Below are 22,264 nucleotides of genomic sequence, written 5' to 3'. Positions count from 1 at the left end.
TGGAGGCGGAGAAGGCTCAGGTGGAGGACGCTGCCGAATCAGCCGGAGTCGCGGCGGCCTCGCGCTTCGTGATGAACGCTTCGCGCTGGTGGTAGTAGCCCACGGCGAAGAGGCCCTGCTGCTCGGGCTGGAACACAGGCGGAAATGGGTCCTTGGAAGGCAGCAGGGCCATCACCTCCCCCTTCGTCCGCTCCAGCCACCTGCCGTTCTCCCCCGCCTTGGAGGCATGGTGAACGGAGAGCTGAATCAGCCGGGGGAAGACGGTGACGGGGTTTCGAGACGCGGCGCCGAAGTAACGGTCGCGGATGGTGGCGTTGAGGTCCTTCAGCGCCACGCCCTGCAGTCGCTCCAGCACAGCGAAGAGGCGGCCGAGCACATAGGGCTGCGAAGGATTGTCCTTGTCCAATGACACAGTGACCTCCAGGGGAGTGGATCCACGATTTCGATCTCGCAACAGGTACGCCTTGATGAGCGCGACGCGGAGCCGGAGTTGCTCGCGCTCGACCCCGCCGTCAGCGGGCGGCAACCGCAGCCGGTCCAGCGCGGCCACCAGGAGCTGGCGCGGGAAGGGCTGACCTCGCAACGCCGCCCCCAGCATCCGTGCGGCGATGTCCGGCGTCAGGCCTCGTCCCGAGGGCGCCTCCACGGCCTTGAGCAGGCGATAGACGGGGATCGGCCCCGCTGGCGCGTCGCCCATGCGCAGGTCGTCGAAATAGCGCCGGATGTTCTGCTTCACCTCGCCCACGCGAGACTCGAACCAATCATGCACCGCGACGCGGCCCGCGTTCCCCGCCAGCGTCACGGCGTAGAAGGCGCGGTCATCCAGTTCTCCCCGCTCGACGCCCTTGAGCGGAGACTCAACGAAGCGCTTGAGGTCATCCTCCGTCGGGTCCAGGAGCGACAACAGGAAGCTCTCTTCCGAAGGAGAGGCGCGCGTCCAGAACACCATCACCGAGCCATCCGCCAACTGAATGCCTTGACGGAAACGGCGCTGCTCCGTCCTCCGCAGCATGTCGTTGAGGGCCAGCACGTAGCCCAGCGACGCCTCCTGAGAGATGGGCGCGTTCTCCCCCTGCTCCAAACCATGCGACGAAAACGCGGGCGCGTTGAAGGACACCAGCGGCGCCCCGGACGGCTGGGCCTCAGGGACGTTCTTCAACTTGGGGTGCGTGACGGCCACCACGCCCTCGCGGCCCGTCACCAGACACAACGCCCTCCGCCCCAACGCGCGCTGCGCACCCGCGCGACGCTCCCAGCAGGCACGGATGGCGGGGTTCTGGTGCACGGGCGTCGTGGCCTCACCAACGACGAATGCGAGCATCTCGGAGCCCGTCCACTCCTCGGCCCCCCTGTCCGCCAGCGCCTTGCTCCGCTCGGCCTCGCTGCCCAGGAAGGACGCCACGGCCCGGGCCTCCGCGTCCTTCGTCTCCGCGACGACCTCGCGCACCGGTTTCAAGAAGGCTTCCAACCGGGCCAGGCGCTTCTCCACGCCGCCTGCCTTCGCCTTGGGCGCATCCTTCTCGTAGGCGAGGACGTACTTCGAGTTGTCCGCGAAGAAGCCCGCCGCGATGTTCACCGAGCGCTGCGGCAACCTGGGGATTGGCATCGAATTGCCTCTCCCGTCTTCCCTCGCCAGGGACTCCAGCTTGATGAACTTCCCCTTCGCGCTGATGCGAATGAAGAAGTCCACGGGCTTGACCTCGTACAGAGGGTCATCCGTGAGCCCTCGCTCGCGCGCGAAGTCATTCAGCGCCGTCAGCATCATGGAACGCCTCCCCCCAGCACCTGCGCCCGAGGCGGCACACGCAGCACACCGTCCTCCAGGAACGCCTGGAAGAACTCAGGACGCACCGGCTCTCCAGGAATGTCGAAGACGAAGTCGTAGAACATGAGGCCCAGCGGCCTCCGCCCCTGGCCTGACTCATGCGGCAACAGGACGTCCTCCGCGGGCTCGACGCGCGCCGCGAACTCACGGCATCCCAGGTAGGGCGCATGGAAGAACTGGCCTCGCTCCAGACGCCGCTCGAACATGTCCTCGAACTTGCGCACGTTGTCGTCGGGCCCCGCCTTGCCCGGCACCAGGGCGAAGGACGCGGTGATGACGTAGTCCACGTCTCGCAGCGCCACCGTGTTGCGCTGGGCCCGGTCCTCGTCCGCCGCGTAGTCGAACTTCCCCACAGTGGCCCGGCTGTTGACCTCGTTGCGGCGGAAGCTGGTCCACCGCACCGGCGCGAGCACGGCGATTTCGTGAACGTGCCAACGAATGGCCGGCTTCCATAGGATGGCCTCCAGCACCCCACGTGCCGCGGAGGGCGTCATCACCTCGTAGCTGACGCGCTCGGCCTTCATCTCGGGCCGCGTGAAACAGGCCACGGGCCCCCGCGCCCTCACGCGAAAACTTCTGCCTGGCGTTGCTGTCATCCACACCTCCTGAAGCGGGTCTCAAGCGGGAATGAGGAAGGACGGGTCGAAGATGCCGACGTGGTCCGGAAGCAGGCCGAAGCGCTTGTGGTACGCGGACGTGTGCTCCGGCCCCAGGTACGCCACCGTCTCGGCAGCGAGCCGCGCCAGCTCGCGCGCCAGCCAGGCGTCCCGGAGCTTGCGGGGCACCGTCACCGTGAAGCGTTGCAGCGCGCGCAGCCGCTCTCGCGAAGGGCCTCGCTCACGCAGCGCATTCACCAGCGGCGCATGGCCCGCGTAGGGCACCACCACCGAAGCGCTCCAGTCGTCCTCGACGAGCTTGAACGCCTTGGACACCTCTTCGAACTGGAACTTCGCGCGCAGCGCCTGAATACCCTTCTCATCCCGGTGGCGCGTGGCGTAGAGCCTGGCGAAGTAGCGCTGGAAGCTCTCGGGCGCGAACAAGTCCAGGTCTGGTGATTGCTCCAGCAGGCCGCGTGTGACGTCCTGGGCGGCGCGAGGAACGCCCCTGGGGGGCTGCGTCTCAGGCTCATAGACGCGCAGCTCGCCCAGGCCCTCCATCAGCCCCTCCCGGTTGCACCGGCCAGCGGCCTGGGCCAGCGCGTCCAGGCCTCCCAGGCCTCGGTAGACGACGCCGAAGTCCAGGTCCACGCCCGCCTCGACGAGTTGGGTGGCCACCAACCGCACAGGCTCCCCTCTTCGTTTTCGGGCCTTGATGTCCGCAAGCACCTGGGAGCGATGCTCCGGGCACATCAACGCGGACAGGTGCAGCGTCTCTTCATGCCCCAGCCGTTCATCCACGAGCTCGCAGAGCCGCCGCGCGTCGGCCCGCAGGTGGACCACCGCGAGCACGTCCCGCTCGGCCGCCACGGCGTCGGCCAACTCGGCATAGGGGAGCTTCCGCCCTGACGAGGGCCAGCGCACGCGCACACGGCGCAGCCGCTCGAAGGCGCGCACCGAGGCCGGGACGATTTCACGCACCTCCGGCAGCCCTTCCGGGAAGTCCGGGCGACGGCCCAGCGCCGGCTGCGTGGCGGTGCAGATGACCACGGAGCAGCCGTAGTCCCTCACCAGCGCGCCCAAGCCATCCAGGACGGGCTCCAGGAGCGAGGCGGGCAGCGTCTGTGCCTCGTCGAGCACGATGACGCTCCGGGCCACGCGGTGCAGCTTGCGGCACGCCGACGGGCGGTGAGCGAAGAGGCTCTCCAGGAGCTGCACCGTGGTGGTGACGATGATGGGCGCGTCCCAGTTCTCACTGGCGACGCGGTTGAGCGGCGTCTCCCGGTCCGGGTCGACAGCGGAGTGGTGCTCGATGACGGCGTGCTCCAGCCCCTGGAAGGCCTGGCGGTACGCCTCCGCGCTCTGCTCGATGATGGAGGTGTAGGGGATGGCGACGATGACGCGCTGAAGCCCCTGCGTCCGCGCATGTTCGAGCGCGAAGGCCATGGACGTCAGCGTCTTCCCTCCCCCCGTGGGTACCGTGAGGCTGAAGACACCGGGGCGCTGCACCGCGGCCTCCACGGCTGCGGTGAGCACCTCGCGGCGCACCCGGTTCACCTCCGTGTCCGGAGCCCCACGCTGCTTCTCCCGCAGGAAGCCGCGGAGACGCTCGGCGAGCTGCGACAACGACACCGGCACCTCACGGGCCGCGCTCCTGTTCGCATCGAAGAAGGCTTCGGTGTCCAGGAAGTCCGCGTCACAAAGGACGGAGAAGAGCATCCGCGTCCAGAGCTCCACTTGCCGTGGTTCGAGCTTGTCGAGCGCCTCCGGAGAGAAGCCCAACGGTCCGTCCAGCAAAGCGGGTGCGTCACAGCGAGCCCGCGCATCGGAGAGCAACGCCTGCTTCTCCGTGCGCCCCACGCGGTTCCGGAGGTTCGACGCGTCGGGCAAGCCTGAGTGGTGCCCGGCTATCGCGAATGCCAGCGGCATCAGACGCCGGTCCCGACTCAGCGCCCAGAGCGCCCCGGCCGTCGAGTGGTCTCGCTCCAGCGCGCCCTCTTTCTCCAGGTGCGCCTCGAAGCCGTTCTCCTTGCGGATGCGTATCTGGAAGTCCCGGGTGTACTTGCCCAGGTCATGCCACTGCCCCACGGCCAGCGCGGGTGCGCGCAAGTCCTCTCGCGGCGCCAGCCTCGCGGCCCACTGCCCCACGGCCTCCAAGTGCTCGCGCAGCAGATGAGCCCGGCCGTCTTCTGCAACGTGAGCCAATGGCTCCGCCGTGACCACGCGTGGCACGGCGGGCTGCTCCGGAAGCCCGAGGTCCTTCTTCATGGCACTCCCCCCACCGCCCACGTGTCTGACCGCACAAGCGAGCACGTGCGTCTGCATTCTCGTTTCCGTCTGGAGACCGGCACAAGACGACTTGTCCTACGAAAGCCCAGGACGCGCGCTCCCCCTGGGGTGGTATGCCCAAGAGCGAGCAATGCGGGCAGGCTTCTGGCCACACAGGCGGCAACCCATGCGTGCCAGACGGATGAATCCGCCGCGACGTGCCAACCGATGAAGCGCTCAGCGCCGCTGCGCCATCACCTTGTCCTGGCGGCCTCGCCTCCCCTGGCCATGCACGCGCACGAATGGCCTGGAAGTCTCGCGTTCAAAGCTCGACACCCTCAGTGGGAGCCGCAACGAATACCCGGGCGGGTAACCGCCGACTCGGCAAAGTCAGACATCCACCCAGGTGTTCAATCCCGGCAGTCCGGCAGGCGGGCCTCGCACTCCAGTCGTTGCCTTTGACGCATTGCGATTAGATTGCGCGCCATGAACCGCGAATACCACCGCTGGTACAGCGAGCGACTGCACCGCGACATGGAGCTGCTCATCTTCGGTCACTCGGGCGAACCCGTGCTCCTGCTGCCGACCAGCAAGGGCCGCTTCTTCCAGGCCGAGGACTTCGGCCTCATCGGCGCCATCGCCGACCGCGTCCAGTCCGGCCGGTACATCGTGGTGTGCCCGGACTCGGTGGACGAGGAGTCCTGGTTCAACACCGCCATCCACCCGGCGGAGCGCGTCCGGCGCCACCAGCAGTGGGAGGAGTACCTCCTCCACGAAGTGGTGCCTCTGCTCAAGAGCCGCAGCACCGGCGGGCGCCTCACCCTGGCCGGGTGCAGCTTCGGCGGCTTCCACGCGTACAACGTCGGCCTGCGGCACCCGCACGTCTTCCGGCGCCTGCTGTCCATGGGCGGCAAGTTCGAGACGAACGAGTTCCTCGACGGACACCACGACTCGGACGTCTACTTCCATTCGTGCACGGAATGGCTGCCGAACCTCACGGACCCCGCGCAGCTCTCCGCCCTCCAGCGTGTGGAGATGGTGCTGGCGGTGGGGGAGCACGACTTCTGCCGCCCCTCCAACGAGCACCTCTCCAACCTGCTGTGGAAGAAGGACATCGGCAACCACCTGGCCGTGTGGCAAGGCGGCACGCACGACTGGCCCGTGTGGCGGCAGATGATTCAGCAGTACCTGCCCTGGTAGCCGCCGCGCGCCGCTACGCTTCGACCGGACGCAGCGTGCCCGCGCTCATCCGGTTGAAGCGCCACAGCAACGCCACGGCCACGGTGATGAGGCCCGCGCACAGGCCCCACCAGATGCCCACCACGCCCAGGCCCAGCTTGAAGCCCAACAGCAGCGTCAGCGGCAGGCCAATGGCGTAGTGCCCCACCATGTTGGCCAGGAAGGTGAAGCGCGTGTCACCCGTGCCGCGCAGCACGCCCGCGCCCACGCCCTGCACGCCGTCGAACACCTGGAAGATGGCGCTCACCATCAGCAGCGGCACCACCAGCGGCAACACGTCGTCGGGGGCCCCCGCCAGCCGCGCCAGAGACTGTGGGAACAGCGCGAACACCAGGCCCCCCAGCGCCATGAAACCCGCGCCGCCCGCGAAGGCCATGAATCCGCTCAACCGCGCCTGAGGCGTGTTGTGCGAACCCACCGCCCAGCCCACCCTCACGCTGCCCGCGTTGCCAATGCCCATGGCCACGGTGAAGGTGACGCTCGCGAAGGAGATGGCAATCTGGTGCGCACCCACGCTCGCTGGGCCCAGCCCCGCCGCCAGGACGCCTGCCAGCGCGAACACGCCAATCTCCGCCGCGATGTGGAGCCCAATGGGGATGCCCAGCTTCACCGCTTGCGCCAGGTCGGCCCACACCGGCAGGCGCGTGGAGCGCACCGCCCCCTCCAGGGGCCGCGCCCGTACCGCGAGCACGACGACGGCCAGTTGCACCCCGGTGCACAGCGTCGTGGCCAGCGCCGAGCCCGCCACGCCCATGGCCGGAATCGCGCGCAGCGGCCCGAAGACGGGCGGCAGCACCTCGCCGCCAAATACGAGCAGGATGTCCGCGCCCAGGTTGAAGATGTTGGCCACGACGGTCGCGATGACCAGCGGCCGCGTGAAGGCCGTTGACTGGCAGTAGGAGCGCACCGAGAGGAAGGCCAGCATCAACGGCATGCTGGGCGCGCGCCACACCAGGTAGTCCCGCGCACCCGCCACCTCGTCCGGGCCGACTCCCGCCAGCAGCAGCAGCGGCGGCGTCAGCAAGAGCAGCAAGGCCAGCAGCACGCCCGCGAACAGGGCCAGCCACCCGCCCTGCCACAGCAGCGCCCGCGCCCGGGTGAACTGCCGGGCCCCCATCGCCTGCGAGAGCAGCGGATCGAAGCCCATCATCAGGCCCATGCCGAAGCCGCTGACGGCGAAGAAGAGGCCGTTGCCCAACCCCACCGAGGCCAGCGCGGACGTCCCCGCGCGGCCCACCACCAGCGTATCCACCAACCCCATGAGCGCCTGCCCACCCTGGGCGATGGCGATGGGAACCGCCAGCCGAGCCAGCTCCCGGAGCTCGGTGCGGGGGGAATTCACGGAGGACGTTGGCAACACGGCGGTGGACATGGGAAGTGCGCCTATAGCGCCTTCCGGCAGGGAATGCGCTGCCCACGTCCGACGCGCCACGCCTCCCTCGCCTGACCGGAAGGCCCGGTCACACACCCGTGATGCGTCCCCCTGGGACACCCGGCGTCCCAGGGGGCAAGCCCCCGTTACGGCAGCATGGGCGGATGGAAGGGCGCGGTGACCAGCGGCGTCTGGAGGCTGTCCACGTGGGACACGCGCAGCCCCGCGTCGGAGATGGTGTAGACGTAGTCGTCCGCCATGATGCTGCGGCGCACCGTGGGCTGCCAGTACCAGCTCCAGTGCCGGAAGTTGAGCGACTGGTACATGTCCCGCACGGAGACGGTGCCCACCGGCGAGAAGCCCGTGGCCGTGTCCACGCGGAAGACGCGCAGCTCGCTGCGGAAGCCGGACCAGTAGTCGTAGGCGTTGTAGTCCCAGTCCGTGAAGGGCAGGGCCAGCAAGCCCTTGGCGGGGAAGTAGGTGAAGGCCTTGTGCTCGTAGAGCGCCTCGCTGTGGCTGCCCATCGAGCCCAGCAACTGCGTGAAGGTCTCCCGGGGCTGCGCCAAATCACTCACGTCGAAGAGCGACAGCTTGAGGGCGCGGTCCTGCCAGGTGCCGTCCTCGTTGCGGTGCTCGCCGAAGGTGAGCAGGTGCGTGTCACCCAGCGGGTGGATGTACGTGGAGAAGCCCGGAATCTTCAGCTCGCCCACCTTGCGCGGGTTCGCCGGGTCGCTCAGGTCGAAGGTGAAGAGCGGGTCCACCTGCCGGAAGGTGACGACGTAGCCGCGCGTGCCCATGAAGCGCGCGCTGAAGATGCGCTCACCCCGGGCCAGGTCCTCGCTGCGGCCCAGCTCCTTCAGGTGCCCGTCCCGCGCATGCAGCGTCACCACGCGGTTGACCGTCTCCGGGGGCGTCCACACGGTGTCCCCGCCGTTCCCGGTCCCCGGGTTCTCCGGTGGGAGCTCCACGGTGGTGGCCACCCGCAGCACGCCCTCGCGCTCGTCCATGGCGAACTGGTTGACGATGTATCCCTCCACCGTGCCGCTGCCCACGTAGGTGGCCTGGTCCGGGTCGCGGATGTCGAACTTGTGGAGGTACGTGTGCGGCGTCTGGCCGGGCTCCGGCCACCACCACCAGTGGCGAGACGCCACGTAGAGCGCCTCATGGGACGCGTACACCTCGCCGGGCGTGCCCACCACGCTGGTCCGGCTGGGCGACGAATCCTCCGCGTCCAGGTTCAGCGACAGCACCGACATCAGGCCCAGCCCGGTGGGCCCGTTGACGCGGTAGAACGACGTGCAGTCATACGCGAGCGGCTTCACCTCGCCGTCCGCCGTCACGCGCCGGCCCTTCGGCAGCCAGTCCTCCAACGACTGCGCGCGGATGCGCTGCTCGTTCTGCTTGATGAGCGCGTCGATGGACGCGACCAGCCGGGAGCGGTCATCGAAGAACCCCGGCGAGTACTCGGGATAGAGGCGCACGTCCGCCGGCCAGCGGAACCCGTCCGAGAACACCAGCCGCACCGCGCTGTCCACGCGCCGGGCGTTGATGTAGCCGCCGGGCAGGTAGACCTGCTCCAGCACCCGAGGCGCCTCCAGGTCCGCCACGTCCACCACCGTCACCTTCACGGTGTTGCTGTACGCAGGGCCACAACCGAAACCGGCGCAGTCGACGACTGGCATGTCGTCCATGCCGCGGCCCCCCGCCACCGTCCCGGGGCGGTCCTCGGCCACCGCCGAGGTGATGACCAGCCGGTTGCGCTCGGCGTCGAGCAGCATCTCGCGCGGCCAGCCCTCCACCTCCAGCACGGCCGTCCGCGTGAGCTGCTCCGCGGGCCACGAACGGTGGATGTAGAGCCGGGGGCCCGACAGCACGAAGATGCGCGTGCCGTCGTTCTGCACGAAGTCGGCCTCGTGCACGCCGGCGACCTGGTTGTTCGTGCCCGTGTAGTCGTTGGGCCTGTCGCCGCCTCCGGAGGAGTCCTCTTGGGGGGGGCCCGCCGTGGGCGACTCATCGCCGCGGCCACCGGCGTAGGCGTACTGCTTGTAGACCTCCAGCGACGCGCGCATCTGCTTCGTCGCCGTGTCCTCGATGTGCTGCTCCAGGGCCTCACAGCCAGGGAAGCTCTCCAGCCGGGCCTCCTGCTGCACGGGCTCGTTGTCGACCGGGGACAACGGCTTGTTGCCCTCGTCACACCCCACCGCGACGACAGCCACCACTCCGGCCCAGCTCCAGCGTTTCCACTGCCGCATTCGACCCTCCCGTTGCACTTCGGCCCCACTGACGGCCCCCGGGCCTCCCCGGTGCCACGCCAGCGGCGGCCGGGACATCTGCCACCGGCGTGCCAGGGCACTGGCCCCCTGGGAACCCCGGCCCCGCCACCCGGTGCGGGCGTCCTCGCCTCTCAGAAACCTGAGGCGCGCGGCGAACCTGGAGCCGGAAAACCGAGGCCCCGGGGCACGAAGCGGACGAACTGCTGGGTGAGCACCGGATCCATGTGCTCCAGCCGCAACCCCATGCCCACCGAGGACCGGAAGACGCCCTGCGGCAGGGGCGGGTTGGACCACGCCACCGTCGCCTCGGCGGTGCAGGGCGCGCGCTGGCCCGCGAGCAACACCTTCAGCGTCAGCCGGGTGCCCTCGCGCGCCGGCGTCAGGGTGCGCACGAAGAGCGCGCCCGGCCCCGCGTCATGGCTGAAGCCCGACAGCGTCGCCCCGTTGGGCGTGGTGAACTCCACCACCGTGAAGAAGGGCACGCGCTCCGCGGCGCGCAGCGGGGCGTGGCCCGGAAGCAGTCGCCCCAGGACGCAGCCGAGCAGCTCGTCCGCGCCCATGTGACGCTTCTCCAGGAGCGGCGCGCCTCCCAGCGCCTGCGCCCGGGCGAGCACCTCCTGCGACTCCTCCGCGCGCGACAGCAGCACCAGCGGCTTGCGCGGGTGCGCGTCGTGGAGCTTCGTGGCCAGGGCCAGCGCCTCGCGCGGCGTGCGCGACACGTCCACCACGAAGCCATCCAGCTGCGCGCCGTGCTCCGCCGCCAGGTTCGCCGCGTCCCCCATGTCCCGCGCGTAGAGGACGTGGAGGCCCTCCTGCTCCAACGAGCCGCCCAGGAAGGTGTGCAGGAAACGCCCGCCCTCCACCAGCAGCACCCGACGCCCACGCGGCAGGCCCTCGCGGACACGCTCCCGGGCCTGGCGCACCGCGGCCAGCTTCGCCTCCAGGGCGCCCAGCGCCACCGGCTTGGGCAGGAAGTCGTCGGCGCCCGCGCGCCAGCAGTGCATCACCTCGTGGGGCTCGCCGCCGGAGGTGAACATGATGACGGGCACGTTGCGCCCCGCGGCGTGCGCCTTCACCAGCCGGCACACCTCGTCCCCCTGCATGCGCTCCATGCGCAGGTCCAACAGGATGAGCGCCGGGGTGCGCCGGGCCAGCTCGGCCATGCACGCCTCGCCCCCCTCCAGCGCCACCGCCTCGCAGCCCAGCCGTGTCAGGTGCAGGCGCACCACCTCCCGGGCGGTACGGGAGTCATCCACCACGAACACGGTGTCACGCGCGTTGGGAGGAGGGCTCATACGTTCACGGATAGGTGGAAAGGGGTGCCAAGGCCACCGGCGCCCGGGGCCACCGTTCGGGGATGGACGCTCAGGCGCGAGGCTCCTGGCGACCAGACAACAGCCGCGTGAGCTGCTTGGCAATGGTGGCGCACTGCGCCGCGTTGCCGCTGTCGAGGGCAGAGCGGCCACCATCCAACAGACGCTGCACCGTGCCCAGGGTGGCCTGCGCCTCCGGGCTGGGGTTCTCCTGCGCGCTGCGCTGGAGCAGCCGCGCCAGCTTCTCTCCGCGCTCCAGCAGCTTGCGGAACAGCTCCTCCGCGCGCTTCGCGTCCACCACGCCCTGCGAGCGCGCGTAGTGGGCCTGCTCCGCGCCCAGCTTCTCCGCCTCGCCCTGCGGCAGCCCCGCACGGGCCTCCAGCCGCACGGCCTCCATGTTGCCTGAGGTCAGGTCCGTGGCCTTGACGGACAGGATGGCCTCGCTGGACAGCTCGAAGACGACCTCCAGCGGCACCTCTCCGCGCGCGGCGACGTGGAGGCGCTTCAGCACCACCTCGCCCAGCTTGTAGTTCTCGTCCTGGAACTCGCTCTCGCCCTGGTACACGGGGATGCGCGCTTCCTGCTGGCCGGAGCTGCCCGGATAGAAGATGTCCCGCGCCACCACCGGCACGCCGGTGTTCTTCGGGATGAGCCGCTTCACGCGCCCACCCATGACGCCCACGCCCAGGCTCTGGGCGGCGACGTCCAGCAGCAGCGCCTGACCGGACTGGCGGACGAGCTCGTCGGCCTGCACCGCGGCACCCAGCGCGACGGCCTCCTCCGGGTGCACGTCCGTGGAGGGCGCGCGGCCGAAGAAGTCCGCCACCAGCCGCCGCACCAGCGGCACGCGCGTCATGCCGCCCACCAGCAGCACCACGTCCACCGCGTGGGGGTCCATGTTCGCCTCGCGCATCACCGACTCGCAGACATCGAGGCAGCGGCGCGACAGCGGCTCGGACAGCGTTTCGAAGAAGGAGCGCGTCAGCACCGTCTCCAGCTCCACCATCCGCTTGCCGGGCGCCGAATGGTCGCCCAACCCGGCGACGTAGATGGACGCCTCTTCCTTCTCGGTGAGCTCGCGCTTGGCGGACTCGGCGGCCACCTTCAGCCGGCGCAGGCTCTGCGCGTCCTGCGACACCACGTGCCGCAGCTCATCGTCCACTTGCGCCAGGAGCCACTGGACGATGCGCTGGTCGAAGTCCTCGCCACCCAGCCGCGGATCGCCGCCGGTGGCGCGCACCTCGAAGACACCGGACTTCACCTCGAGGATGGACACATCGAAGGTGCCACCGCCCAGGTCGAACACCAGCGCGTTGCCTTCGAAGCCGCGTGACAGGCCATACGCCAGCGCCGCGGCGGTGGGCTCGTTCACCAGCCGCACCACGTCCAGCCCGGCGATGCTGGCCGCCTCGCGCGTGGCCTGCCGCTGGTTGTCGTCGAAGTTGGCCGGAACCGTGATGACACACTTGGTGACGGGGCGGCCGAAGTGCGCCTGCGCGTCCAGGGCCAGCTCGCCCAGAATCATCGCGGACACCTGCGTGACGGGCATCACCCGCCCGGCGAGCCGCACGCGCACGTCGCCAGAGGGCCCGGCCACCAGCGGATACGGCACCAGCGCCTTCGCCTCCTGCACCAGCTCCGGCGTGTAGCGGCGCCCCAAGAAGCGCTTGGTGGCCCACACCACGGAGTCCGGGTGCTCCTCGCCCAGTGCTTGTGCCGCAGCGCCCACCACGCGCTCACCGGCTTTGTTCACGCCCAGCGTGGACGGCGTCAACCGACCACCCGCGCGCGGGGGAATCATACGCGGGCGTCCGTCTTCCACGGTCGCCACGGCGCTGTTGGTAGTACCCAGGTCGATGCCGATGACGAGGTCAAGCATGGGGGGCCGAGAGGACACCACCCTACGGGTGTTCGCGCCAGCTCGCCAAGCCCCCTTCCCGCGCCTTCCTGCCGATAAGCGCCGCTTTCCCGCGCCACGGCCCGGGCCAGCAAGCGTGCCCCCGGTGACAGGGCTTCGCGATGCCAGGGACGTTGCTCGGGGGAAATCCCCGTGCTAAGGGCGCGACCGCCATGGTGAACGTGTCGATCGCCCGCCGCTACGCCCGCGCCCTCCTCGATGTCGCTTCGGAGGCGGGCCGCACTGACGCCGTCGCCGAGCAGCTCACCGCCTTCGCCGATGTCATCGCGAAGAACGCCGAGCTGACGGATGTGCTCGTCAACCCCGCCTACACCCGCGAGCAGCGCCTGCGGGTGGTGGAGTCGGTGATGCAGGCCATCCCCGGCGGCGTGGAGGCCACGCTGGCCAACACCCTCCGCCTGCTGGTGGACCGCAACCGCCTGGGCTACCTGGCGGACATCGCCCGCCTCTTCCGCGACATGGCGGACGCCCGTGCCGGCCGCGTCCGGGGCCACGTCACCAGCGCCGCGCCGCTTCCGGCCGACGCCCTTGCCCAGCTCCAGCAGACCCTGCAACAGCTGACCCAGCGCAACGTCCTCCTGGAGACGCGCGTGGACCCCAGCCTGTTGGGTGGTGTCTCCGCCCAGGTGGGCAGCATCCTCTACGACGGCAGCATCCGGACCCAGCTCGAAGAGATGCGCCGCGAACTGAAGCAGCGCTGAAGCCCGTCCGCTCGCCGGGCAACCAACGTTCCAGGTCGTCTTCATCACCCCGCAGTCCAGGGCTAACCGGTATTTCCAGCGGACCCTGACAGCGGTATACTCTCAGGTGGTGCGGGACAGCCCCGCGCCGCCTGGACGACCTGACCATGCCGCAGTCCCTACTCCACCGGTATTCCGAAGGTCCGTCCACGCTGGCGGCGCCCGAGGAGGCTCGGCCCTTTCTGGGGGCCCTCCTGAGCGCGGCGGGTTGTGGGGTGGCCCTGCTGGACCGGGAGCTGCGTCCCGTGTGGGTGAATGCCACGCTGGCGGCGCTGTCCGGTCTGGAGCCGCGCGCGCACGTGGGCCGTCCTCTCGCGGAGCTGTGGCCGCAGGTGGCGCAGGCCCTGTCACCGCTGCTGGCCCGGGCACTCTCCGGAGAGGACGTCACGGATGCCCCTGTGCGGGGCGTGCTGGCCCCCGCCGCGGGTGAGCGGCACCTGCGGGTGGGCCTGTCCCCCGCGCTGCAGGGCGGCACGCTGGCAGGGGTGGCGTTGTGGGTGCGCGACGAAACGGAGCGCTTCCTCGAGGAGCAGCGCCTGCGCGCGCGGGAGTCCCACATGCGCAGCCTGGCGGACGTGGCCTGCGACGGGCACTTCCTGCATGACAACGGCATCGTGATGGACGCCAACCGCGCGATGTCGCAGCTGCTGGGCTACGCGTCACCCTCAGAGATGATCGGCCGGCACCTGGCGGACTACGTCGCCCCGGAGTTCCGCTCGCAGGTGGGGCTGGTGCTCAGCCGCGGGCTGGAGGCCCCCTATGAGGTGGTCGTCCTCCGCCGGGATGGCCAGCGGTTGCCCCTGGAGGTGCTGGGGCGCTACGTGACGTGGGAAGGCCGGCAGGTGCGGCTGGTCGCCGTCTGGGACATCAGCAGCCGCAAGGCCGCGGAGGAGCTCTCCGCGAACACCGAGCAGTTCCGGCACCAGATGCTGGGCGCCGTCGACGCGGAGCTGCGAGCGCCCCTGCAATCGCTGCGGGACGGCACGCGCTCCCTGCAGCGGCTGGACGGGCTGGAGGAACCGCAGCGCACCCTGGTGAGCCAGGTGGCCCGGTCCGCCCGGCGCATGGAGCGGATGCTCCAGGAGTTGATGGACTTCACCCGCACGCGGCTGGCGGGCGGACTGGCGCTGCGGCCAGAGCCCGCCGTGCTGGACGCGGTGGTGGCGCGCGTCGTGGAGGAGCGCCGCCGTGAGCATCCCGAGCGAACCCTCCACCTGGAGACGGAAGGCGACCTGCGCGGGCACTGGGACACCCACCGGCTGGCGCAGCTGGCCGACAACCTCCTGGGCAGCGTGCTCCTTCAAGGGGCCGAGGATTCGCCGGTCACCCTGCGCGCCGTGGGCGCGGTGGGCGGCGTCACGATGTGTGTGAGGAGCCCCGGACTCACGGTGGCGGCGGAGGAGCGCCCCTCCCTCTTCGAGCCCTTCCGCAGGGAGCGCGGCGCCACGCCAGAGGGCCTGGGCCTGGGGCTCTACATCGCCAGGCAGATCGCCGTGGCCCACGGCGGGAAGCTGGCGGTGGAGTCCTGCTCCGAGGGAGGCATGAGCTTCACCGCCTGGCTGCCCCGGGAGGGGCCGGGGCATTGAAGGCCTCCGCGCCTAGCGCCGCCTCAACGGCGGCTGATGCACCAGAGTAGTCAGGCCCGATTCTGGCCCACCCCTGGAGCGTCTTTGCGCAGCCGCCTGTCCCACTCCTGAACGGGCGTCCTCTCCCACCCCGTGGCGGGTGGCGCGGACCGCATTGCAGCGGGTGGGTGTGCGTGGTAAGGGGCCCCGACTTCAAGGTTTCGGCGGCCTGCTCCACGTCGGCCGCCCCTGCGCAAGGACGCATACGCTCATGGAAATCCGCGCCGACGAGATCAGCAGAATCATCCGGGAGCAGATCAAGGACTACGGGAAGAAGGTCACCGTCGCGGAGACGGGTACCGTGCTGTCCGTCGGTGACGGTATCGCGCGCATCTACGGCCTCGAGGGCGCGCTCGCCGGTGAGCTCGTGGAGTTCGCCAACGGCGTGCAGGGCCTCGTCCTCAACCTGGAAGAGGACAACGTCGGCGTCGCCATCATGGGTGACTTCCAGTCCATCCGCGAGGGTGACACGGTCAAGCGCACCCAGCAGATTGCCTCCGTGCCCGTGGGCAAGGAGCTGCTCGGCCGCGTGGTGGACCCGCTCGGCAAGCCGCTGGACGGCAAGGGCCCCATCGCCGCCACCGAGACGCGCCGCCTGGAAGTGAAGGCGCCCGGCATCGTGTCCCGCAAGAGCGTGCACGAGCCCCTGCAGACGGGCATCAAGGCGCTGGACGCGCTGGTGCCGGTGGGTCGTGGTCAGCGCGAGCTCATCATCGGTGACCGCCAGACGGGCAAGACGGCCGTCGCCATCGACACCATCATCAACCAGAAGGGCCTGAACGTTTACTGCATCTACGTGGCCATCGGCCAGAAGCAGTCGACGGTGGCCCAGGTGGTGGAGAAGCTGAACCGCTACGGCGCCATGGAGTACACCACGGTGGTGGCGTCCAACGCCTCCGACCCGGCCCCCATGCAGTTCTTCGCGCCGTACGCCGGCGTGGCCATGGGCGAGTACTTCCGCGACAACAAGATGCACGCGCTCATCGTGTACGACGACCTGTCCAAGCAGGCCGTGGCGTACCGCCAGCTGTCGCTGCTGCTCCGCCGTCCGCCGGGCCGCGAGGCGTACCCCGGTGACGTGTTCTACGTGCACAGCCGCCTGCTGGAGCGCGCCGCCAAGCTGTCCGACGAGGAGGGCGCCGGTTCGCTCACCGCGCTCCCCATCATCGAGACGCAGGCCGGTGACGTGTCGGCGTACATCCCGACGAACGTCATCTCCATCACCGACGGGCAGATCTTCCTCGAGACGGACCTCTTCTTCGCCGGCGTCCGCCCGGCCATCAACGTGGGCCTCTCCGTGTCCCGCGTCGGTTCGGCCGCGCAGATCAAGGCCATGAAGCAGGTCGCCGGCACCATGAAGCTGGAGCTCGCGCAGTACCGCGAGCTGGCCGCCTTCGCCCAGTTCGGCTCCGACCTCGACAAGGCCACCCAGGAGACGCTGGCGCGCGGCGCCCGCATGGTGGAGCTGCTCAAGCAGGGCCAGTACGAGCCCATGCCCGTCGAGAAGCAGGTCATGCAGATCTACGCCGCCACCAACCGCGACGACCCCAAGAAGCGCGGCTGGATTCGCGACATCCCGACGGCCGACGTGGTGCGCTGGATGCGTGAGTTCCTGGAGTTCGCCGACGGCAAGCACCCGAACGTCGCCAAGGACCTGGCGTCGAAGCGCGAGCTGACCGCCGACATCAAGGCGGCGCTGAGCAAGGCCATCACCGAGTTCAACGAGGTCTTCCAGCCGACGCCGGGCGCCAAGGTTTAACGCCCCCGCCAGTTGTGACCCACGAGCCCCGCGCTCCCTTTACCGGGAGGCGGGGCTTCGTGCTTGCGGGCCCGGCCTTCAGCGAAGGCGGGGCAGCACGCCGTGCAGGCTGCGGTCCACGCCGCCGCGCGCGCCCAGCAGCTCCATGGCCTTCAGCTCGTAGGGCAGCACGTTGTCACGGGCCACCAGCTGCACATGCGCGCCCAGCGCGGCGGGCAGCGCCAGGTCCAGCTCGTAGATGTCACCGGCCACCAGCGTCTGCTCCGGCGTGGTGCCCGTGGACTCCCAGACGCGCTTGAGGGCCTCGAAGTACCGGCCCCGGCGCAGGTAGACGGGGCGGCGCAGCACGCCGTCCAGCGTCTGCGTCTCCGGCACCGCGGTGAAGCGGGCATCCGCCGCGTCCGGCGGGTCCAGGAGGAACTTGCGCGCGTCCCCGGACACCGTCAGCTTCTCGCGCCCCTTGGGCGCCAGCTGGTCCAGCTTCTTCTCCACCAGGTCGGTGTGCGCGTTGGTCACCACCGTCACCGGCAGGCCCGTGGCCACCAGCGCCTCCAGCACCTCCTTCGCCTCCGGCTTGAAGGCCGTGGCCGAGTGCGCGTAGGCCTCCCGGTAGAGCGTCTGCACCACGTCGGAGCGGCGGGCCTCGTCCTGCCCCTGCCCGAAGCGCTGCATGAGGCGGTGGGCCGCGCAGGTGGCCGTCAGGTACGGGTCCGCCGTGGCGGGCGCCACCACCCGGCCGCCCAAATCCCAACCCAGCGCGTCCGCGCCCGCGCGCAACGCGGCGACTTCCTCCTCCCACGCGGCCTCCAAATCCTCGCCCAGCGCCGCCGCCAGGCCCTGCCGGAAATGCCGGAGGAAGGGCGCGCTCTCCGCCGCCACGTCCGTAAAGGTTCCGTCGAAGTCCAGCACCACGCACGCAATCGCCATCAGACCACCAGCTCCCGAAGATGAAGAAAGGGGCCGGATGACGCCTCACCCACGGGCCTCGAATCAAGCCCGCCTGCATCAACAGGCGGCCAGGCGGCCACCGCCCGCGGGAGCATCACCCCGCGGACGTTCCCCCAGCCCCCCGGGTTGTCATCCCGCCACGGAACGGCCCAACGTACAGCCCAGGCCACACCCGTGGCCTGTCGCCCATGTCCGAGCCCCTTTTGCCCTGTTCCCGTGAGACCGCCGCGGCCTCGGCGCGGGCGCGGGAATTCCTCTCCGAGGCCAGCCGCCTTCTCGCGGAGTCCCTGGACTGGGAGCGCACCCTCGCGTCAATCGTCCAGCTCGCCGTGCGCGAGTGGGCGGACGTGGCCCTGCTGGACGTGCTGGCCGCCGACGGCGCCATGGTCCCTGGCGCGCACGCCGCACGGGAGCCGTCATGGCAGCAGCGGCTGGAACAGGAACGGCCCTGTCCACCTGCCTGGACTTCGCGAACGGACGAGGCCCCCCTGAGCGTGGCCGGCCCGGCGCCGGACTGGCTCGCGGCCCGCTCCCGGCTGGTGCTGCCGCTGAGGAAGGAGGCACGGCCGATGGGCCTGCTCACCCTTGTCTTCACGGGCGACACGGTGCTGGCCGTGGAAGTGGCGGAGGACTTCGCCCACCGCGCGGCGCTCGCGCTGGCGAACGCGCTTCAGTACCGGGAGGCGCAGGCGCGGCTCGCGGACCTCCAGGCCTTCATGAATGCCTCGCCCGTGGGCATGTCCCTCTTCGATCGGGATTTGCGCTGCCTGCGCACCAACCCCGCGCAGGCCGCCTTCAACCGCCTGCCGCAGGCGGCACACGTGGGCCGTACTCCGTCGGAGCTGATGGGCCCCCGCGCCGCGCCAGTGGAGGCGGTGATGCGGGAGGTGATGCACACCGGCGTGCCCGTGGTGGACCAACTGCTGACGGACGTACACCCCGGGGAGCGGCGCCACTTCCGCATCACCTCCTTCCCCGTGTGTGACGGGGAGACGCCGGTCGGTGTGGGCACCACGGTGTCGGAGGTGACGGCGCAGAAGGTGGAGGAGGAGCGGCTGCGCTTCCTCGCCGAGGCCACCTCGCGGCTGTCCCACTCCCTGGACTGGCGCACCACGCTGCGCACCGCGGCGCAGCTGCTCGTGGGCGGGAAGCTGGCGGACTACTGCACCGTGGACGTGCTCGCCGATGACGGCCAGGGCCTGGAGCGCGTGGAGGCCCTGGCGAGCGATGCGGCCACCCAGCAACTCATGAAGGAGGCGCTGCGCTACCCACCGCCGCCCGGCTCGCGCTCGCCCATCCGCCGCGTGCTGGAGACGGGCCGCCCGGTGCTCGCCGCGCAGGTGGACCCGGACTGGCTGGACGCCCTCACCCTGTCGCCCGAGCACCGGCGGCTGATGGAGACGCTGGGCGGCCAGTCGCTGATGCTCGTCCCGCTGGTGGCGCGAGGCCGTACCTTGGGGGTGCTCAGCGTCGTCTCGCAGGACCCGCACCGGCGCTACCAGGACCGGGACCTGGACTTCCTGGAGGACCTGGCGTCCCGCACGGCGCTCGCGGTGGACAATGCCTGGCTGTACCGCGAGGCCTCGCGGGCAGTGGCCGCGCGCGACGAATTCGTCGCCATTGCCACCCACGAGCTGCGCACGCCGCTGTCCGCGCTCCAGCTCCAGCTCGCCTCGCTGTCGCGCGCGCTGGACAAGGACATACCGGGCCCTCCGGAGCGGCAGAAGCTGGGGCTGGCCAGCGCGCAGCGGCAGGCGGAGCGGCTGTCCCACTTGGTGACGCACCTGTTCGAGGTGGCGCGCATCAGCACCGGCCGCCTGACGCTGGAGCGAGAGGACGTGGACCTGTCCGCGCTGGGGCACCAGCTGGTGACGCGCATGGAGGACGCACTGGTGGCGGCCGGCTGCGCGCCGGTGCTGCACGCCAGCGCGCCCGTGTTCGCCCATGTGGACCGCCTCCGGTTGGAGCAGGTGCTGATGAACCTGCTGTCCAACGCGATGAAGTACGCCCCGGGCCAGCCGGTGGAGCTGTCCGTGGACACGGACGGCACCGCCGCCGTCATCGCCGTGCGCGACTGGGGGCCGGGCATCCCCGTGGGCGCGGACGCCCGCATCTTCGAGCGCTTCGAGCGCGCCACCGGCGAGCATGCCCGCGCCAGCCTGGGCCTGGGCCTCTACATCTCCCGCCAGATTGCCCGCGCCCACGGCGGCGAGCTGACGGTGGAAGCGCCTCCCGTGGGCCCCGGCGCGCGCTTCGTGCTGCGCCTGCCCATGGCCCAGGTGCCGCGGGCTCCCACGTCCTCCCCTTGAAGCCTACCCCGCCCAGGCCGCTAACCTCACGGACATGGAAGCGATGCAGCGAAACGAGTCGGCGCCCCCGCGCCGGGCGTGGCTGCCCTGGGGCCTGCTGGTGAGCGCGGTGCTGCTCGCCACGACAGGGGCCTGGGCGGGTTCGCGCTCCATCTCCGCCCTGGTGGAGCGCAACGACGCGCTGATACGCGAGGCGGCCGAGTCCGAGGCCCGCGTGGCCGAGCTCCAGGCCCTGCGCGAGGCCATGTCGCGCCGGCTGCGCACGCTGGAGCAGCAGCACCACGCCGCCTATGCCGCCGCGGTGACGGCCACCGCCGCGTGCACCACGGCGCTCCAGCCGCCGCCCGCGCCGGGCAAGCCCGAGCCCCGGCGCCTGGCCAAGGCCAAGAAGCAGGGCCGGCGCTGAGGGCGCGTGGCCACCACGTCCACACCCCCTGAGAGGGTGTGGACCCCCAGGCAACAAGGCCCACCGCCAACCCCGCGAAACCGCGGGCCTGAGTGCCCGGCCCGCTACGTGCTACCGCCGGAGCCACCGAGTCCCTTTCGCTCCGAGGTCCACGCTCCATGTCGCCCTTCGCGCTTCGCCGCTCCTCGCGCTCCCTGCGGGCCGCGCTCCTGTTCCTGACCGCGCTGCTGCTTCCCCAGGCCCCGGCCCGGGCCGAGCCCGGCATCCGCATCCTGAACTCGCTCCGCGCCGAGGAGCTGGCCTTCAACGCGCTCACCAGCAACCGGGCCGCGCTGGACGCGCTCACCGAGATGCCGCTGCACTCGAAGACGTTCGTCGTCGACGGCCGGCTCAAGTACGCGCTGGAGCACCCACCTGCCCGGAACGTGATGGCGTACCTCACCGAGTGCGCGCTGCCGTCCGGCGCCGCCGTGGAGTGGACCAGCCGCGCTGGCGACACGTACACCTTCAAGGGCGAGGTGGGGCTGTGCCCCGAGTGGGAGAAGGACAAGCCGAGCCAGGCCTGCCTGGGCTATGTGACGGCCTGTCTCCTGGCGCGCAACAACGCCTTCGGCCGCCGCGTGATGGTGTCCATGCGCGGCGAAGACCCGAGCGAGCCCCGGCGCTTCAACCCCTCGGGCGCCCGCGAGGAGTGGAGCCCCATGTTCCTGCCCTGCGCGTCGGGTGAGGCGGGGCTCCATGCCGAGTGCGGCTGGCTGGGGGAGAACGTGGGCACCTGCAAGCCGGGTGACCCGGTGACGGTGGCCGCGGGCGCGCCCCACCCGGCCACGTGCACGGGCCAGCTGGGCCGCATCTTCGGAGACCGGGTGCTGCGCGTGTGCGAGGACCCGCGCGGCTGCGCCTGGGAGGACCGTCTGGCGGACACGCTCGGCAACCCCTGCGGCGGAATCGAGCCCAGCGTCGAGTTCAAGTGCCCCGCGAGCGGCCGCTACAGCGTCATGTCCGCGCCCTACAGCCGCGCCGCGATTCCGGGCTCGTGGGTGGCCCCGGTGGCCACCTCCGGCACCTACCCGGCCGAGCCCTTCGGCGCGTACACGTTCCGGGAGGGCGCCTTCTACGGGAACATGTTCGACTCGCGCGGCCTGACGGTGGAGGTCGTCCTCAATCAGGACACCCTCCAGCCCAAGCTCGTCAACCTGCGCTTCAAGGGCGTGGTCCATGACAACGTCCACGCCTGCCACGGCCGGGACTGGGTGGACGGCGACAGCCACCTGCGCTCGCGCATCTGCGCCAACGCCGACATCGGCGGCGAGCACATCGCCGGCTGCATGGCCCGCGCGGAGGGCCCCTGCGAACCGGGCAGCTACAACCCCCGCGCCGCCCGCTGCAAGGTGAACGACGGCACCGCGGTGTGGGGGGACGGCGACTTCGAGGGTTGCATGGACGAGGCCGGCTTCCAGCACCCCGAGCCCATCACCGTGTACCTGCGCTCGCCCTGCGAGGCGATTTCCCCCAAGACGCAGACCACCTGTGGGGTGACGTGTGACTACTCCGAGTTCCCTCCCAAGTGCGCGGACACGTGCAAGCTCAGGAAGTCCCCGGGTCAGTGCCTCCAGACGGACGCGTGCCTGAACAACCCCAAGAACTGCCCGGCGCCACCGCAATAGTGATGC

Annotated in this window: 15 protein-coding genes; 7 read left to right on the top strand and 8 right to left on the bottom strand. The window is 70.5% G+C overall.

What is annotated here, in order from left to right; all coding sequences use genetic code 11:
- Positions 1–16 precede the first annotated feature (16 nt).
- The 3 genes from cas8c to FMP39_RS05650 are packed head-to-tail and all read right to left on the bottom strand — an operon-like array spanning position 17 to position 4,689.
- Positions 17–1,765 carry a type I-C CRISPR-associated protein Cas8c/Csd1 gene (cas8c, locus tag FMP39_RS05660; RefSeq protein WP_141588980.1) on the bottom strand — a complete coding sequence of 583 codons (1,749 nt, stop codon included), beginning with the start codon at positions 1,763–1,765 and terminating at the stop codon, positions 17–19.
- Positions 1,762–2,421, bottom strand: a complete 660-nt coding sequence (cas5c, locus tag FMP39_RS05655) for a type I-C CRISPR-associated protein Cas5c (RefSeq protein WP_194858250.1) — start codon at positions 2,419–2,421, stop codon at positions 1,762–1,764. Before cas5c ends, cas8c begins: the two co-directional genes overlap by 4 nt.
- A 21-nt stretch (positions 2,422–2,442) precedes the next feature.
- Entirely contained in the window at positions 2,443–4,689 is a 2,247-nt protein-coding gene (locus FMP39_RS05650; protein WP_228557702.1) for a CRISPR-associated endonuclease Cas3'', read from the bottom strand.
- Positions 4,690–5,175: 486 nt separating this feature from the next.
- Here FMP39_RS05650 and FMP39_RS05645 point away from each other — a divergent pair, with 486 nt between their 5' ends.
- Positions 5,176–5,889 carry an esterase family protein gene (locus tag FMP39_RS05645; RefSeq protein ID WP_141588977.1) on the top strand — a complete coding sequence of 238 codons (714 nt, stop codon included), beginning with the start codon at positions 5,176–5,178 and terminating at the stop codon, positions 5,887–5,889.
- A gap of 13 nt (positions 5,890–5,902) precedes the next feature.
- Here FMP39_RS05645 and FMP39_RS05640 read toward each other — a convergent pair whose 3' ends face one another.
- The 4 genes from FMP39_RS05640 to FMP39_RS05625 all read right to left on the bottom strand — a co-directional run bounded on the left by FMP39_RS05640 (position 5,903) and on the right by FMP39_RS05625 (position 12,765).
- Entirely contained in the window at positions 5,903–7,300 is a 1,398-nt protein-coding gene (locus FMP39_RS05640) for an MATE family efflux transporter (RefSeq protein WP_141588976.1), read from the bottom strand.
- A gap of 146 nt (positions 7,301–7,446) precedes the next feature.
- Positions 7,447–9,630 carry a beta-propeller domain-containing protein gene (locus tag FMP39_RS05635; RefSeq protein ID WP_141588975.1) on the bottom strand — a complete coding sequence of 728 codons (2,184 nt, stop codon included), beginning with the start codon at positions 9,628–9,630 and terminating at the stop codon, positions 7,447–7,449.
- Between the two features lie 74 nt (positions 9,631–9,704).
- The gene (locus tag FMP39_RS05630) at positions 9,705–10,868 is read right to left on the bottom strand and encodes a TIGR02266 family protein (protein WP_141588974.1); all 1,164 of its coding nucleotides are present in this window, start codon (positions 10,866–10,868) and stop codon (positions 9,705–9,707) included.
- Between the two features lie 70 nt (positions 10,869–10,938).
- Positions 10,939–12,765: an Hsp70 family protein gene (locus tag FMP39_RS05625; protein WP_141588973.1), complete on the bottom strand. Its 1,827-nt coding sequence runs from the start codon at positions 12,763–12,765 to the stop codon at positions 10,939–10,941.
- A 191-nt stretch (positions 12,766–12,956) separates the two neighbouring features.
- On the opposite strand from FMP39_RS05625, the gene atpH reads away from it, so the two are divergent.
- The 3 genes from atpH to atpA all read left to right on the top strand — a co-directional run bounded on the left by atpH (position 12,957) and on the right by atpA (position 16,928).
- Positions 12,957–13,505: an ATP synthase F1 subunit delta gene (gene atpH, locus FMP39_RS05620; protein ID WP_011556945.1), complete on the top strand. Its 549-nt coding sequence runs from the start codon at positions 12,957–12,959 to the stop codon at positions 13,503–13,505.
- Positions 13,506–13,651: 146 nt separating this feature from the next.
- Positions 13,652–15,130 (top strand): PAS domain-containing protein, encoded by a 1,479-nt coding sequence (locus tag FMP39_RS05615; RefSeq protein ID WP_141588972.1) that lies wholly within the window; start codon positions 13,652–13,654, stop codon positions 15,128–15,130.
- A 250-nt stretch (positions 15,131–15,380) separates the two neighbouring features.
- Positions 15,381–16,928, top strand: a complete 1,548-nt coding sequence (atpA, locus tag FMP39_RS05610) for a F0F1 ATP synthase subunit alpha (RefSeq protein ID WP_141588971.1) — start codon at positions 15,381–15,383, stop codon at positions 16,926–16,928.
- Positions 16,929–17,006: 78 nt separating this feature from the next.
- Here the strand turns inward: atpA and FMP39_RS05605 are convergent, their stop codons facing one another.
- Positions 17,007–17,855: an HAD family hydrolase gene (locus FMP39_RS05605; RefSeq protein WP_141588970.1), complete on the bottom strand. Its 849-nt coding sequence runs from the start codon at positions 17,853–17,855 to the stop codon at positions 17,007–17,009.
- A 209-nt stretch (positions 17,856–18,064) separates the two neighbouring features.
- On the opposite strand from FMP39_RS05605, the gene FMP39_RS05600 reads away from it, so the two are divergent.
- From FMP39_RS05600 to FMP39_RS05590, 3 genes are all read left to right on the top strand, one after another.
- Complete coding sequence (locus FMP39_RS05600; RefSeq protein ID WP_141588969.1) at positions 18,065–20,185, top strand: PAS domain-containing sensor histidine kinase; 2,121 nt, start codon at positions 18,065–18,067, stop codon at positions 20,183–20,185.
- Between the two features lie 34 nt (positions 20,186–20,219).
- Positions 20,220–20,591, top strand: coding sequence for a hypothetical protein (locus FMP39_RS05595; RefSeq protein WP_141588968.1), 372 nt, complete (start codon positions 20,220–20,222; stop codon positions 20,589–20,591).
- Between the two features lie 158 nt (positions 20,592–20,749).
- Positions 20,750–22,258 carry a hypothetical protein gene (locus FMP39_RS05590; RefSeq protein ID WP_228557701.1) on the top strand — a complete coding sequence of 503 codons (1,509 nt, stop codon included), beginning with the start codon at positions 20,750–20,752 and terminating at the stop codon, positions 22,256–22,258.
- Positions 22,259–22,264 lie beyond the last annotated feature (6 nt).

It is taken from the genome of Myxococcus sp. AB056 (assembly GCF_006547365.1).
Taxonomy (GTDB): domain Bacteria; phylum Myxococcota; class Myxococcia; order Myxococcales; family Myxococcaceae; genus Myxococcus; species Myxococcus virescens.
The sequence above is the reverse complement of the archived record's forward strand: the minus strand, read 5'-3'. Positions and strand labels throughout refer to the sequence as shown.

Excerpts from the sequence above, each read along its gene's own strand:
- FMP39_RS05645 (WP_141588977.1), top strand. The coding sequence starts at position 5,176 with ATGAACCGCGAATACCACCGCTGGTACAGCGAGCGACTGCACCGCGAC.
- cas5c (WP_194858250.1), bottom strand. The coding sequence starts at position 2,421 with ATGACAGCAACGCCAGGCAGAAGTTTTCGCGTGAGGGCGCGGGGGCCC.
- atpA (WP_141588971.1), top strand. The coding sequence starts at position 15,381 with ATGGAAATCCGCGCCGACGAGATCAGCAGAATCATCCGGGAGCAGATC.
- FMP39_RS05600 (WP_141588969.1), top strand. The coding sequence starts at position 18,065 with ATGTCCGAGCCCCTTTTGCCCTGTTCCCGTGAGACCGCCGCGGCCTCG.
- FMP39_RS05615 (WP_141588972.1), top strand. The coding sequence starts at position 13,652 with ATGCCGCAGTCCCTACTCCACCGGTATTCCGAAGGTCCGTCCACGCTG.
- FMP39_RS05650 (WP_228557702.1), bottom strand. The coding sequence starts at position 4,689 with ATGAAGAAGGACCTCGGGCTTCCGGAGCAGCCCGCCGTGCCACGCGTG.
- FMP39_RS05625 (WP_141588973.1), bottom strand. The coding sequence starts at position 12,765 with ATGCTTGACCTCGTCATCGGCATCGACCTGGGTACTACCAACAGCGCC.
- cas8c (WP_141588980.1), bottom strand. The coding sequence starts at position 1,765 with ATGATGCTGACGGCGCTGAATGACTTCGCGCGCGAGCGAGGGCTCACG.
- FMP39_RS05635 (WP_141588975.1), bottom strand. The coding sequence starts at position 9,630 with ATGTCCCGGCCGCCGCTGGCGTGGCACCGGGGAGGCCCGGGGGCCGTC.
- FMP39_RS05605 (WP_141588970.1), bottom strand. The coding sequence starts at position 17,855 with ATGGCGATTGCGTGCGTGGTGCTGGACTTCGACGGAACCTTTACGGAC.
- FMP39_RS05630 (WP_141588974.1), bottom strand. The coding sequence starts at position 10,868 with ATGAGCCCTCCTCCCAACGCGCGTGACACCGTGTTCGTGGTGGATGAC.
- atpH (WP_011556945.1), top strand. The coding sequence starts at position 12,957 with ATGGTGAACGTGTCGATCGCCCGCCGCTACGCCCGCGCCCTCCTCGAT.
- FMP39_RS05595 (WP_141588968.1), top strand. The coding sequence starts at position 20,220 with ATGGAAGCGATGCAGCGAAACGAGTCGGCGCCCCCGCGCCGGGCGTGG.
- FMP39_RS05590 (WP_228557701.1), top strand. The coding sequence starts at position 20,750 with ATGTCGCCCTTCGCGCTTCGCCGCTCCTCGCGCTCCCTGCGGGCCGCG.
- FMP39_RS05640 (WP_141588976.1), bottom strand. The coding sequence starts at position 7,300 with ATGTCCACCGCCGTGTTGCCAACGTCCTCCGTGAATTCCCCCCGCACC.